Raw genomic sequence first — 13,962 nt, 5'->3', positions numbered from 1 at the left:
GAGAAAATGAAAAAAATATTATTATTTTTTAGCATAATTTTATTTTTAAGTGCTTGCACTGGTAATCAAAAAACTTATTATATTTCTATGCCAAGTTTTAAAAGTTCTTTTGAAGAACATAACAATACAAAAGAAAATAGCCCAAAAGTTAAAATCAATGAAATAGAAATTATTAAAAATACTTTTTATAGTTCTTATTTTGAACAATCTACCCTAAATCAAAGAATCAATAAAAGCCTAGAATTACTAAAAAAACAGCTATTTAAAGATAGTAAAGCACTATTAGAAAGTAAAGGATATACTATAGATAATGAAAATCCTGATTATGTTTTTAATATTACCATCAGTGCTAACTTATATGAGGATAAAGTTACAAGAAATTCAAGTCTTGGAGGCGATAGTGTAGAATCTTCTTTTATGATTATTTTAGAAGCTCAAAGTCATTTAAATAATTTGCATCAAGAAGATACCTTCCAAAGCACAACAAGCTCTGCAAAATTAAACGATCCTATTATTTTAAACTATCCTATAAAAGGTCAAGCAAGTATAGAAAGTTTTAGACAAGTTTATAGTGCTGTCCCAACCCAAGTAAATGAAAGTCTTGCAGCTAGTGCTTTGGAAATTGATAAAGTTTTTATTGCTTTTTACAAAGAAATCACTTCTAGTTTAAAAACCAATATAAAAGAAATCAAGGAAGAATCAAAAGCACAAGAAAATTTAGAAGCTCAAGATATAAAACAAGATAGTAGAAAGGAAGAAAAAATCTCTCCTTATCAAAATAATGAAGTAATTATTTTTGAATAGCTAAAGCATGAAACACTTTGATTCTAAATTTAAGGTCAATGTGTTTTTCTTCTGATTTAAATTCAACAGGCGTACTTATTTCTATTAAATTTTTATATCTTTGTAAATCATTTAAAAAAGAATAAAAAGCTTGTGGATTTTTCATCTTTACGCTAACTCCAAATTGATATTTTAAATATTCTTGTCTTTTTTTAATAGGAATAAGATTTATTTTGACATCATCAAAATAATTTTTCATAAAATCCATTAATTCTTTTTGAGAAAATTCCGCATTGATTTGAGCTAAATTTTGCGCGTTTGTACTTTGAAAATCTCTAATAACCTTTTCCAAAGCTTGTAATTCATTTAATGCTTTGGTATTTTGAATTTGTTGAGCAGCTAATCTGGAATGTTCGATTTTATAATCCTTCAAAAAAGGTACAATTAAGAATAAAATCAATATTGCACAAAGTGCAACAAATGAAAAAGAATAAATCAATATCTTTAATATATCAGCTTCTTCTAAGCTCTTATCTTTTTTGTTCATACATTTCCTCTGGTATAGTAATATTTACACTAACAAAGCGATACCACCCATTTTCTAATTGATAATAGCTTGTTTGAGAATTTGAAAAAATACTTCTTAATGGGGCTTCTAACAACAAGGCAAACATTTCTTTAGTAGGTGTAATACCTCTTAAAATAAGCGACCTATCTTCCATTAAAACCTCATCTAAAGATATATTTTTAGGCACTAAAGTAAAAAGGTTTTGAATACTTTTTAATAAAACTTTATTTTTACCATTCTCTCGTTCTTGTTCTAAATCCCCTAAAATCATTTCTGCTTTATTATTTTGTCTTACTAATTCTTGATATTTAAGTTTATTGGAATTAATTTGAGCTATGATTTGAGCCAATTCTTTTTTCTTATCATCAAGTTGCACAGATGCATAGTAGCTTTTAAAAACAACAACAATGAACACCACAAAAATCAAAGACACACTAATACTAGTAAAATAAATCCAAATTCTAGTAAAAAGATTAAAAACTGGTTTTATCTTAGGCTTTATTAAACTATATCTCATAGCTTCAAATCCTTAACTACAAGCTCATTCATCAAATTTAAAGTATCTATAAGCTCTACTTTTGGCTTTATAAAAAGCTCATTTTCTAAATAATCTAGCGAGGTTGCACTAAAACTTTCCTCATCAAAAATTACAATTTCTTCTAAAAAACTATTATCATACAAAGGATTATGATAAAATTCTTTTACACTTGAAATGATGTATTCTATCATTTTCATATCTGAACTAAAATTTTCTAAAGATTCCATAGGAAGCTGTTCTTCATTCTCATCTAAATCTTCAAGCTTATCAAGTTCTTTACTTATCTCTTCTAAACTTTTTAAATCATAATTTTGTTCATTTTCTTCTTCTTGGCTTTCATCATCAATTTGCAAATCAAATTCTTCTTTAATGTCATCAAAAAAATCAACTTCGTCATAATTTTGACTAGCTATATTAAAATAACTTCCAAATAATATAATCTCATTTTTACAAATTAACATCGCAACAAAATCATGATATCTATACACATAAAGGCCTATTTTTTCTTCAAAACCTCTATTTGCTATACAATGATAAAGCAAAGAAAAAGGCGAGTAAAGCAAATCTAAACCACCAAAAGCCTCATAATCTTCTTTATAAGAACTCAAAGATTGATTGGAAACATACAACAAAGCATTATTAAAAGGAATACATTTAACATTATTTGCTTCTACTCCAAAATTAGAAAGCTCTTTAAAATTTGAACTTGGCACTACACCTTGAGCAATAGGTGTAAAAAAAGTACAAATATAATAAATTTGAAAGTCTTTACTTAAATTTTTTACATATTCTATGGCTTTTTCTTTATCTTCAAAGCTTTTTTCAAAAGTATCAACTGGTTGGGATTTTTTCCAAGTATGACATCTTATAATGTATTGTTTTTCATCATAGCAAATACAAACTAAAAGTTGTAAAATATACTTTCTAAAAAAAGATAACATAGTGTTTATCCTTTATCTATTTGACTTATCATATCAAATTTTTCTTTTATCAATACTTTAGCTTCTTCTAAATTCAAATTTTGTATTTTGATTTCTTCACTTAATCTATAAGTAATCTTAGAAAAAGGCTTAGGTAAAATCATTTTATCCCAACTTTTAAATTCCCAAAAAGAACTTGCTTCATAATTTAGCAAAAAAAGTGGAGCATTTTTTTTTAAAGCTATCATCACAGAACCATCTGAAACACTATGATAAGGTCCTCTTGGCCCATCTGGAGTGATAATCACATCATCGCCTTGATCTAAAATTTTAAAAGATTGTTTCAATAAAGCCAAAGCACCTTTGCTTGTGCTACCTCTTAAAGTATCCAAACCAAAAAAAGCAATATTTCTAGCAATGATTTCTCCATCTTTATGGTGTGAAATCATCACATAAGCTTTTTTTCCTTTAATACCCATTTTACGATAAGCAAAAGGCATTAGAGCAAGACGCCCATGCCAAAAAAGTATCACACATGATCTTTTTGGAAGCTTTTGCCCTAAATAAACCTTTCTACAAGTTAAAAAAATCAGCCATTGTAATAAAAAAATTCCAAAAGCTAAAAGATTAATCTTAAAGGATTTCGCCATTTAACACCATACGCCTAGGATTGGTGATTTTTACTTTTTTCATTTGTCCTAATAGCTCTTCACTGCCTTTAACTTGAATCAAAAAATTATTATCACTTCTACCTGCTACAAAACCTTCACTTCTTAATTCTTCAAATAAAACTTCAAATTCTTTATCTTTTTGTTTTACAACAATTTCATCTAAAATTTCTGTATGTCTTGCTTGTAAAACACTCAAGCGTTTTGAAGCTATATCATCAGGAATTTGATTTGGCATAGTTGCAGCTTTAGTTAATGGTCTTTTAGAGTATTTAAAAGAAAACATTTGCTCAAATCGCACTTTTTCAAGCACATCCATGGTATCTTCAAAGTCTTTATCACTCTCACCTGGAAAAGCCACAATCACATCAGTAGAAATACTCACATCTTTACACATAGAACGAAGTTTCAATGCTCTATCTAAATACCACTCTTTAGTATATCCGCGTTTCATAGCCTTTAAAATTTCACTTGAACCACTTTGCAAAGGCATATGCATAGACTTACAAACTTTAGGATTTTTAGAAAAAACCTCTAAAAATCTATCATCCATATGCAATGGATGTGGGCTTGTAAAGCGGATACGCTCTAAACCTTCAATTTCACTTAACTTTTCCAAAAGATCTGAAAAATTAATCTTTTCATGTGCATTAGAAAATCTTTTGCCGTAATTGTTAACATTTTGTCCTAGCAAAAAAATCTCTTTAGCACCCTTAGAAACAGCTTTTAATGCTTCATTTTTAATAATCTCAAAAGGTATAGAAATTTCATCTCCTCTTGTGTGAGGCACTATACAATAAGTACAATGCTTATCACAACCTATGGAGATGTTAATATAGGTCTTATAAAGGCTATTTCTAAAATCTGCAAAAGCATAATTACTCTCATCAAAATCTATATCATTACCTAAAAATTTTGGAGTATTTACGGCCTTTGTGATTTTGGAAACATTTCTAGCACCCAAAACAAAATCCACATTAGGAGCACGCTTGAAAATCTCATCTCCCAAATGTGAAGCAGTGCAACCACAAACTCCTATTTTAGCTCCATTTTTTTTGATTTTTTCAAAACTTCCAACTTCTGAAAAAAGCTTATGTACAGGCTTTTCACGCACCGAGCAAGTATTGATTAAAATCAAATCTGCTTCTTTTGCATCTTGAGTTAATTCATAATTTTCTTTTTCTTTAAGTTCGGCTATCATGTGCTCTGAATCACGCACATTCATAGCACAACCTAAAGTTTGTATAAAAAGTTTTTTACTCAAAGAATATGTACCTCATACATAAAATCTGCATCATCTAAACCATATTTGATTGTTCTATGATAAACACATTTTCCTTTTTTTTCAAAATGCTCCACCAAAGCGATTAATTGCTTATGGGCATTATCTTTATCAAAATAGAAAAATTTTTGACCTTCTTTATCCACAGCCTTTTCAATACTTTCTAAACTTATACTTTTTGGCTTTTCATCAACAGAGGTTCTTGCTATTTTTAAGTCCATATCATCATCCTCAAGTTTTTTTAATCTGAAATTATAGCAAATTTTACTTTTAATTAAACTTATTAAAGATATAATTTTATTCTTCAAACTTTTAAAATCCAAAATTAAGGTTGTATTGTCATTATGGAAAAAATCACAGATATAATTGAATCCATTGCTAATGAGAAAAATTTACAAATAGAAGATGTAAGAGAAAGAGTTAAAAAAGCACTTATTAATACTGCTAAGAAAATTTATGGCGATAAATATGAATTTTTTGTTGATTCGGGTAAAAATTTGCAACTTTATCAAAAAATCATCGTAGTAGCTGATAATGATGAAAGATTAGAAAATGAAAATGAGCATTTTATCGCTTTAAGTAAAGCAAGGGCTGAAGCTAAAGATGTAGAAATTGGCGATGAGCTAACTTATGAATGTTCTTTGGAAAATTTAGGCCGTACTGCTGTAAATATCTTACATAAAGAATTAGAATATAACATTCAAAAACTCTTAGAAGAAAAAATCTATGAAAAATACCAAAAAATGGTAGGACATATGGTTTTTGGTAGCGTAGTAAGAGTAGATAGTGAAGAAAATACTTATGTGGAAATTGATGAGTTTCGTGCATATTTGCCTAGAAAAAATCGTATCAAAGGTGAAAAATTTAAAGTAGGCGATGTGATTAAAGCTGTTATTAGACATGTATATATTGATAAATCGGGTATGAGAATGGAGCTTAGTAGAACTAGCCCTAAATTTTTAGAAGCTTTATTAAAAGCTGAAGTTCCTGAAATCAAAGATGGTCTTATAAATATTTATGCAAGTGCAAGAATTCCAGGCGAGAGAGCAAAAATCATCTTGCAAGCTAATAGCCCGAGTGTTGATGCAGTAGGAGCAACTGTGGGTATAAAAGGAGTTAGAATCAATGCTGTAAGCAAAGAATTAAAAAATGAAAATATTGACTGCATTGAGTATTCTAATGAAATGGCAATTTTAATCACAAGAAGCTTAGCTCCAGCCATTATAAACTCAGTTAGTATTGAAGATAAAAAGGCTATTGTAACGCTAAATAGCGAGCAAAAAAGCAAAGCCATAGGAAAAAGTGGTATCAATATACGCCTAGCTAGCATGCTTCTTGGATATGAGATAGAACTTAATGAAGTAAATAATGAAGATAAAACTAATAACCAAGAAGAAGCGTTTAAAAACCTTAAAGCTTTATTTGGAGAAAATTAAAGCTGCTTACCGACAGTTTGTTCGGTAAGCTTTCTTTCTAAAACTAAATCCACTATAGGTTGTTCTCTTTTATTTGCCTTTTGGCAGTGATTTTTATCAAAAAAATCTGTGATTTTAATAACTATTTTAGCCCATCTTTTATCACGCTCTCTCCAAGCATGAGACGATAAAGACTCCCAAGCATAACCATTAAACAAAGTAGCATTGACAAAATGATCAAGCGCTCTCACACCTTGTCTAACCCTAGCAGGATTACCAAAAGTACCCACTATAACAATAAAAAGATAACTAATCACCGCTAAAGGAACGATAGCGCAAAGTAGTATAGTTCCTGCTAATTTTTCTTTCATTTTTGCCTTTTTATAAATCTTATATTCATACCATTTGCTGATCTTATAGTTAGTCTTCCTACTATATCAGGTACAAATTTTTCTTCTAATTCTAACTTATAAGTCCTTAAAATATTAGCTAAAATCAAAATAGCCTCTTGCATAGCAAAACCCTGCCCTATACACACACGCTCTCCCATACCAAAAGGCATATAAGTGTCTTTTTTAATCTTGCTTTTATCTTCATGGCGACTTGGATCAAACTCATGTGGATTTTCCCAAAAACTATCATGTCTATGAATAAGCCATGGAGCTACCACTACACCTGAACCTTTTTTAATAAGCTTATCTCTCATTTTGTTATCATTTCTTGCTTCTCTAGCAAAAAAGCCAACTGGTGGATAAAGTCTTAAACTTTCTTTAAACACATTTGTAAGATATTTCATTGCTCTAATATGTTCTATTTTAAACTCTTCATCACCCGCAACTTGCATGATTTCTTCATAGGCTTTTTGTTGCTCATTTGGAGAAATACTTAAAATATATAGTGTCCAAGTTAGTGAACTTGCAGTGGTTTCATGGCCTGCTAAGAAAAGCATGGCAACTTGGTCTAAAATTTCATTAAAAGAAAATCTCTCATTAGTATCTGCATCTACCACCATAAGCAATGATGATAAAATATCTTCATATTTTCCTTGATCATTTAGGGCATTATCATATCTTGGCTTTATAATATCTGATAAAACCTTGCGTATAACTCCACCTGCTTTAAGTCTTTTTCTCTCACCTAAAAGATTTGAAAGCCAAGTTGGGAAACGAAACATTCTTCGCATAGCTGTTTTAACTGTTTCTTCTTGCACAGTTACAAAAGCATCCAAAACAAGTTTACCTTTTTGCTCATCAAGTTTTGATGACATAATAGTTCTAAAAATCACATCTGCAGTCACAAAAGTCATAGCTTCATCTACTTCTATAATCGCTTTATCTTCATACCTTGCAAATCTTGCCATCATATCAGAAGCTGCTTCACTCATCAAATTAAAAACCTTAGAAATCCTTGTCATTTCAAAAGAAGGTCTTAAAAGTTCTCTTTGCTTTTCCCATACTCTATCATTAGTTGTAAAAATACTTATACCCAAAAGTGGCTCCAAAAGCTCATGCAAAAGTTGACTTTTTGGATATTCTCTAACCTCATCTACCATAATGCGTCTAACTTCTTTTGGATCATTTACTACATATAGATCAAATCCGGGCATTTTTACTCTACCCATCATCATTTTATAGCTTCGCTCATAAAGCCCATCAAGCCAAGATCTTCTTTTTAGTAAAAAAGTAGTTAATGTAGAAGCTTTATTTTTATAAGGCTTTGGATGAAAAGGACACTGACCCATGTTTTCCTCCTATTTGATTTTTTCTTCTAATTTATTTTTACCTATAATAAATTCAAAAAAGTTATATACTCCTTGAATTTGTGTGGCAAATAAATATAAAAAATGTGCGTTATATTTGTCTTTTTTGATTTTTTTATAATCTTTGTTTTTATATAAGGTATGAAATTTAGCCGAAAGGTATTTTGGGCTAAATTGTGTTTTCACTCCGCTTGTGCGTATAAAATCAACTTGTGCAAAACAAGCCCCATCAATAATAGAAGTAAAATCATACCATATTAAATTCTTACTTCCCAAATACTCTAAGTCTTTTCTAAACTCAAAAGATCTTTTTTGATAGCTTACCAAAGGTATACACTCGCCTAAAGTTAAAACCTTTAAATTTTCAAAAGAAATATTTTCTTTTTCACATTTTCTAAGCACTTTTGCTAAAACATTTATACAAAGTACTGTTCCTACACTATGTGCGCTTAAGATGAGCTCATAGTTTTTATCATTTACATTTTCTTTTAGTTTTTCAAAGATAACCCTAGCAAAATCATCCATTCTTAACTCAAGCTCACCTTGGGAATTTTTCTCCCAGTTTGCACAAAAAGAACAAATTCTAGCTATCCAAAAAACAGCTAATTTCTTGCCTAATTTATAAAGCATTTTTGGTAAAAACACTAACGATAAAACAAAAGCTAAAATTCCTAAAATAATATGAAAATTTTGCAAATAAAATAAGCTTCCAAAAGCACAAACTAAAGTAAAAATCAAACTCAAAAGCACATAAAAAAATGGATAATAACCTGTGATAAGTTGGTGCGGGGATTCTTTACCAAATTTTAAAAAAAGCCCTGTGATGGTATAAATTCTAAAAAAACTATAACAATCACTCAAGGCATCTTTTATACCCTCTGACCAGTTTTTTTTGACTATATCATTCCAGCTTAAAAAGGTGTAAGAAGTACTTGTATATGGGGTTTGAATTTGCCAAAAAGGATAAATATTAACTTGAGCTTTTGATAAAGTATAATCATAATTTAAAAGTTTATTTTGCTCGGCTAAATTTTTTTTAAACATAGCATAATAATGCCTATATCCTCTAGGATCATAACCAGCTATATAAAAAACATCTCTTTTTTGGCATATTTTTTCCATCAACATCCTAAGTAATTTTAATACTGAATTTAAAAATATAGCTAAAGTTGTTATCTTTGTCAAATACCTATTTAAAGATAAAATGAGGGGTTTTTACTCTGAAATTATTCATTAAAAAATATTTTATAAAATAAATAAAAATTAAAAAAATAAAGAAAGAACTTATGGATGTAATCTTACTAGGTGGTAGTAATAGTGTAGTTAAAAATGGTCTTAGGATAGGTCTTGAAAATAAAGACATTACATTACATAATTACGCTTTAGGACTTAGTACTTCTTTACAAAATCTTTATGAATTAATACGCCATGAAAAAACTATAAATAAAAGTGATTTTCTCATCAGTGAATCAAATATCAATGATTATTTAAGCCCTATGAGTTTAAATATTATACTTAGAAATATTGATTATTTTTACGAAGAACTTTACAAAGCAAACAAAATTACTATAGTGCTTATACTCCCCATACCAGCTTGTAATGATAAATCAAAAGCTATCAATGAAGCTCATAGGAAAAATTGTACTCACTATGGTTTTAATCTAATCGATGTAGATCTTTACTACCAAAAAAATAATCTTTATGATTTTGATCAAAACTATAAATTCCACCCTATGCCACTAGCTATGCAAGAGCTTGGTAAAAACATCATTAAAAATTTACACAGCTTTAAAAAATCTAAAGAAAATATCATTTGCTCAAAAAGAAAATTTCATATCTTTACGCCCTCAAATTCAACTAAAATAGAGCATAAAAACTCATTTTTTTGTGAAAAAACTACAAAGATCAAAGCTAATGAAAAAATCATTTTTCCAAAAGAGTTAAAAAACTATCAAATCTTAGGCATACACACTTGGAATCACGCCAGTTTATCAACCCATGCTATATCATCTATAAGCATTGAAAACTCATCTTTTAAATTAGTAAAAAATTTTGGACTTATCAATACTTTTCAAGATATACAAAATGAAAAAGCAATTTGCGATGAGCAAACCTTTTTGTATGTTAATACACAAATTATCAAGCAAAGTGAGGAAAGTTCGGGCTTAAGCATAGCAAATGAAAAAACACCAAGACTTGATTATGTGGACTTAATAGGAATTTTACTTTTAGAAAATGATAATAATAAAAAAATTGAATGTAAAATTCAACTTACAAATGCTTGTGAGCTTTTGATACCACCTATAGCATTTTATAAAGAATTAGTGCTAGAATACCATGAACTAAAAAAACTTGATATGCAAACATTTTTACAAAGTCAAAATCATAATCTTTTGCGTTTTTTAGACCACAAAGACTTAAAAAATGAATATGAGATATTTATCCACCAAAACAATAAACTTTATGGAGCTAGTTTAAGGATAAAAGAAAGATTAAGCTATAAGCTTGGAGAAGCTATCATGAAAAATAGCAAAAGTTATTTAGATTGCTTTAAAATACCTTTTGAACTAAGAAAAATCAAAAAAGAGCATTTTAAAAATCAAAAAGATCAAAAAAATCTACCGCCACTAAAAGCTTATGTAGACTATAAACACGCTCAAATAGCCAAAACACACTTGCCTTATCTTTTAGGCAATGCGCTTTTGCAAGCTTCAAGAACTCCCTTTAAAATAGGCTATTTAAGCTTACCTTTTAAACTAAAAAAAATTGCAAAAAACTATAAAAAGAAAATTTAATCTAAACTAGTATTTTTGAAAAAATTCCCATTGACTTGGGTTTTATATATCACATAATTTCTAAATTTAGCGTGCAAAACAGCATCAGGCTTATATGCCCTGCATTCTTTCCAAAAAGTATGCAAGCTTTTTTGATAAGTCAAACCTTCAACATCATAAAAGGCTTTTCCCATAACTTTTAAAGGACTATTATGATATAAAGCAGAAAGTCCTACTGTGCTATTTATCACTATAGTGCCTCTTGCATTGATTAAGAGTGTAGGTAAGTGTAAGTCATGTACATATAAAATTCTACCCTCGACATTGTATTTTAAGCTCAAATCTTCTATAAGTTTAGTATAGTCCCTATAGCCACGATCCATAGGATGGTGCTTAAAAACTAGATAAGACTTTGCTTTGGCATGATTAGCAAAAGAGATAATCACCTCTTCTATAAATTTTTCTGTAGTTTTTTTATAATGATGGGAGAGTTGAGTATCATTATGCACTTGTAAAATAGCCAAAAAATACTTTTGCTTTAGGGAAAGAATTTTTTCGTTTAAACTTTTTTCTGTGATTTTGTATTTGTTTTTTCTATATACTGAGCAAAGCCAAGGTAAAAAGTCAAATAGTTTTAAACTTCTATGATGTAAAGAATTATTAAAATACCAAGAAAATAAAAAAGCAAAAAGCCAGTATAAAAATGAAGCAAAGGCCATATTTTTAAAAGTGCTTGAGAAAGTTTTAAATTTAAAATCTTTATCAAATTTTTTCTGACTTAGATAAAATTCTTTTTCTCTTGGTAAAGTGGAGTTTGCATTTACTCCATCTTTTTCAAAAGTAATGAAGTTTGGTCTTATATAACCTTCTTCAAAAATCCATACTTCAATACCCATTTGCTTAGCAACATTAATGGCTACTTCATGAACTTTTCTACAATCATTATACATAATGATAACTTGAATTTGTTTTTCTTCAAAAAGCTTTTTATAAAAGTCTTCAAGATCAGCTAAACTTTTAGCGTAATTAATGCTTTTAAAAGGATAAAAGAAAAAATCTCCACCATTAAAATTTACTTTATAAACCTTAGCTTTTGGAATTTTTGTAGCAATTTTACGAAAAAATCCTCCCACAGGCCCTTGGAGCAATAAAACATTTTTACCAGAAAATTTTTTTAACTTTTTACTTAAATTCATCTAATCAAAATAAATTCTATCAATCTTCTTATTTTTCTTAATATATAAATTCTTATATCTATAAACCAACGCAAATAAAATTTAGAAAAATAATCTTTTTGCATTTTTAGCATTATATCTAATGCAAGCTCAACTTCACATAAATTTTTACTTTTTGGGTGGATATATCTTGGATAAAGGATTAAAACCCCAGCAACAAGCTCTTCTAAGCTAAGCACTCTTGTGCGTCTTGGAATTTCATGTAAATCGCTTGTCAAACCCCAACCTGCATAAAAAGGCTTACCATACACCACTACTTTTTTACCACGCAAAAGAGCGTCAAAACCACTTGTGGAGGTTATAGTATGTACTTCATCACTCGCATTGATAGCACTATCTATACTGACATTTTCTATAATCTCATCGCAATATTTTAAAATAATACTTTTATCTTTTAAACCCTTACGATTACCGCTTAAAACATCAGGATGAGGTTTAAAAACTAAGAAGGCGTTTTCATTGGCCTTTCTTACACTTTGTAAAAGTTTTAAGGTATCAAAGCCTGCACCACCTAAGATCATAGAAGCATCATCTTCTACTTGAGCTGGGATTAAGATGATTTTTTTGTTGGTATTAAAATTTAATTTTTCATGTTTTAAACCATTATACTTTGAAAATTTATTGTGTGTAATGGTAGAGATGAGCTTTTTAGCTCTTTGTTTTAAACTCTCATCAAATTCATGATTTTGCAAAATATCTTCTAAATCACTTGGCTTGTTTGGATCAACATACAAGCCTTTGCAATCTATTATCAAAGAAAAAGGGCGTGTAAGATCTGAACCTAAAAAAACCGAGCGTAAAAAGCCATCTTCTACTAAGAAAATTTCATTATTAAAATCTTTAGCTAGTAAAGTTTTATCATACTTTTTACCCCAAATGAAAATTTTATCTTCAGGATTTAAATTCGCTTCATAAAGTTCATCAAGTGAGTTTAAAAAAATGATTTTATTATTTTTAGCTTCAAAAAAAGGTCTTACAAACTCTCTTTTCCATTTAGAAAAACCTAAAAAATACAAAGTATTTGAATTAGCTTGTTCTATCTTTTTATATTTTGCTAAAGTATGAATAGTGTCAAAAATATCACTTTTTTGATTTAAATAAGGATTAAAATACTCACTATATAAAATATAAGTAGCATAAAAAACCTCTTCCAAAGTTCTTTTTTTAAGCCTTCTTTTGCACTCTAACTTATCTTGAGTTAAACCCCAACCTGCATAAAATGGCACGCCATAACACACACATTCGCACCCTAACATCAAAGCTTCAAAACCCATACCAGAAGTCTTAGTGTAAACTTTTTTAAAATAGCTTAATAATTCTATAGGATTATAATTTTCTTTTATAACTACACATTTGCTTGGTAAATCTTGTACATCAAAATCACTCTGTTTTTTACCACTTAATACATCAGGATGAATTTTAATGTATATTTTAGCATTTGGATTTTCTTTGATAGCTTCATTTATAATATCTTGAGTTGAAAAACTATCAGCTAAACCAAATTTTAATGAAGCATCATTTGCTACCTGAGTGATAATCAATACGCGTTCTTCGTTAGTACTAAAAAGATCTTTTGGCACGCAAAGATTATTATTATACTTGCTAAGTTTTTCTTTTTTTATAAGCTCTATGGCTTTTTTTGCTTGCTCTAGCTCTTTGGAATTAAATTCATAAGTATTTAAAATCTTTTCAAGCTTAGATGGTGCAGTCGCATCGTAATAAATTCCTATATCGTCTTTGACGATAGAAAAACTTGGGCTATTTTCTACACCTAAATTTAATGAACGCAAAAAGCCATCTTCCAAAAGCAAAAATCTTGCATTATATTTTTTAGCTAGTTCTACAGCTTTTAAACCTGACTTTTTTCTACCCCAACCTATAAAAACATCTTCTTTTGTGATGTTTTTATGGGCATAATACAGAGTTATTTTGTAAAAATTTTTGACATTTTCTTTTAGTTTTTTTGATATAGTGTAAAATTTCATAACAACTGTTTTACAATCATATTAACTTTTTCATT

At 28.9% G+C, this 13,962-nt stretch carries 14 protein-coding genes; 3 read left to right on the top strand and 11 right to left on the bottom strand.

Annotated features, from left to right (window positions below; translation table 11 throughout):
- Positions 1 to 6: 6 nt before the first annotated feature.
- Positions 7 to 804 carry a membrane lipoprotein lipid attachment site-containing protein gene (locus L8X97_RS05280; protein ID WP_070255900.1) on the top strand — a complete coding sequence of 266 codons (798 nt, stop codon included), beginning with the start codon at positions 7 to 9 and terminating at the stop codon, positions 802 to 804.
- On the opposite strand, the gene L8X97_RS05275 is transcribed toward L8X97_RS05280, so the two are convergent.
- Genes L8X97_RS05275 through L8X97_RS05250 form a run of 6 tightly spaced genes read right to left on the bottom strand, consistent with a single transcriptional unit; the run spans position 791 to position 4,980 of the window.
- The gene (locus L8X97_RS05275) at positions 791 to 1,330 is read right to left on the bottom strand and encodes a hypothetical protein (protein ID WP_070255897.1); all 540 of its coding nucleotides are present in this window, start codon (positions 1,328 to 1,330) and stop codon (positions 791 to 793) included. The two genes, L8X97_RS05280 and L8X97_RS05275, sit on opposite strands and share 14 nt — an antisense overlap.
- Positions 1,314 to 1,868 (bottom strand): hypothetical protein, encoded by a 555-nt coding sequence (locus L8X97_RS05270; RefSeq protein WP_220566268.1) that lies wholly within the window; start codon positions 1,866 to 1,868, stop codon positions 1,314 to 1,316. The genes L8X97_RS05275 and L8X97_RS05270 overlap by 17 nt, the downstream gene beginning before the upstream one ends.
- Positions 1,865 to 2,830 carry a hypothetical protein gene (locus L8X97_RS05265; protein WP_263662804.1) on the bottom strand — a complete coding sequence of 322 codons (966 nt, stop codon included), beginning with the start codon at positions 2,828 to 2,830 and terminating at the stop codon, positions 1,865 to 1,867. Before L8X97_RS05265 ends, L8X97_RS05270 begins: the two co-directional genes overlap by 4 nt.
- A 5-nt stretch (positions 2,831 to 2,835) precedes the next feature.
- Positions 2,836 to 3,459: a lysophospholipid acyltransferase family protein gene (locus L8X97_RS05260; RefSeq protein WP_039617569.1), complete on the bottom strand. Its 624-nt coding sequence runs from the start codon at positions 3,457 to 3,459 to the stop codon at positions 2,836 to 2,838.
- The gene (gene miaB, locus L8X97_RS05255) at positions 3,443 to 4,741 is read right to left on the bottom strand and encodes a tRNA (N6-isopentenyl adenosine(37)-C2)-methylthiotransferase MiaB (protein WP_133319442.1); all 1,299 of its coding nucleotides are present in this window, start codon (positions 4,739 to 4,741) and stop codon (positions 3,443 to 3,445) included. The genes L8X97_RS05260 and miaB overlap by 17 nt, the downstream gene beginning before the upstream one ends.
- Positions 4,738 to 4,980, bottom strand: coding sequence for an HP0268 family nuclease (locus L8X97_RS05250; protein WP_070255886.1), 243 nt, complete (start codon positions 4,978 to 4,980; stop codon positions 4,738 to 4,740). The genes miaB and L8X97_RS05250 overlap by 4 nt, the downstream gene beginning before the upstream one ends.
- Before the next feature lie 123 nt (positions 4,981 to 5,103).
- Here L8X97_RS05250 and nusA point away from each other — a divergent pair, with 123 nt between their 5' ends.
- The gene (gene nusA / locus L8X97_RS05245) at positions 5,104 to 6,195 is read left to right on the top strand and encodes a transcription termination factor NusA (protein ID WP_039617565.1); all 1,092 of its coding nucleotides are present in this window, start codon (positions 5,104 to 5,106) and stop codon (positions 6,193 to 6,195) included.
- Here nusA and L8X97_RS05240 read toward each other — a convergent pair.
- The 3 genes from L8X97_RS05240 to L8X97_RS05230 are packed head-to-tail and all read right to left on the bottom strand — an operon-like array spanning position 6,192 to position 9,055.
- A complete protein-coding gene (locus L8X97_RS05240) occupies positions 6,192 to 6,545 on the bottom strand; it encodes a membrane protein (protein WP_039627957.1) in 354 nt (117 codons plus the stop codon). The two genes, nusA and L8X97_RS05240, sit on opposite strands and share 4 nt — an antisense overlap.
- Entirely contained in the window at positions 6,542 to 7,915 is a 1,374-nt protein-coding gene (locus L8X97_RS05235; protein ID WP_263662803.1) for a cytochrome P450, read from the bottom strand. Before L8X97_RS05235 ends, L8X97_RS05240 begins: the two co-directional genes overlap by 4 nt.
- 9 nt (positions 7,916 to 7,924) lie before the next feature.
- Positions 7,925 to 9,055, bottom strand: coding sequence for a DUF829 domain-containing protein (locus L8X97_RS05230; protein ID WP_263662802.1), 1,131 nt, complete (start codon positions 9,053 to 9,055; stop codon positions 7,925 to 7,927).
- A gap of 164 nt (positions 9,056 to 9,219) precedes the next feature.
- On the opposite strand from L8X97_RS05230, the gene L8X97_RS05225 reads away from it, so the two are divergent.
- Entirely contained in the window at positions 9,220 to 10,728 is a 1,509-nt protein-coding gene (locus tag L8X97_RS05225; protein WP_263662801.1) for an SGNH/GDSL hydrolase family protein, read from the top strand.
- Here L8X97_RS05225 and L8X97_RS05220 read toward each other — a convergent pair.
- Positions 10,725 to 11,903 carry a capsule biosynthesis protein gene (locus L8X97_RS05220; protein ID WP_263662800.1) on the bottom strand — a complete coding sequence of 393 codons (1,179 nt, stop codon included), beginning with the start codon at positions 11,901 to 11,903 and terminating at the stop codon, positions 10,725 to 10,727. The two genes, L8X97_RS05225 and L8X97_RS05220, sit on opposite strands and share 4 nt — an antisense overlap.
- Positions 11,900 to 13,927, bottom strand: coding sequence for a capsular polysaccharide biosynthesis protein (locus L8X97_RS05215; RefSeq protein WP_263662799.1), 2,028 nt, complete (start codon positions 13,925 to 13,927; stop codon positions 11,900 to 11,902). The genes L8X97_RS05220 and L8X97_RS05215 overlap by 4 nt, the downstream gene beginning before the upstream one ends.
- Positions 13,928 to 13,962: the final 35 nt, after the last annotated feature.

The organism is Campylobacter sp. CNRCH_2013_0671h, assembly GCF_025773055.1.
Classification (GTDB): Bacteria; Campylobacterota; Campylobacteria; order Campylobacterales; family Campylobacteraceae; genus Campylobacter_D; species Campylobacter_D lari_D.
Note: the sequence above shows the minus strand (reverse complement) of the source record. Positions and strands in the feature narration are given on the sequence as shown.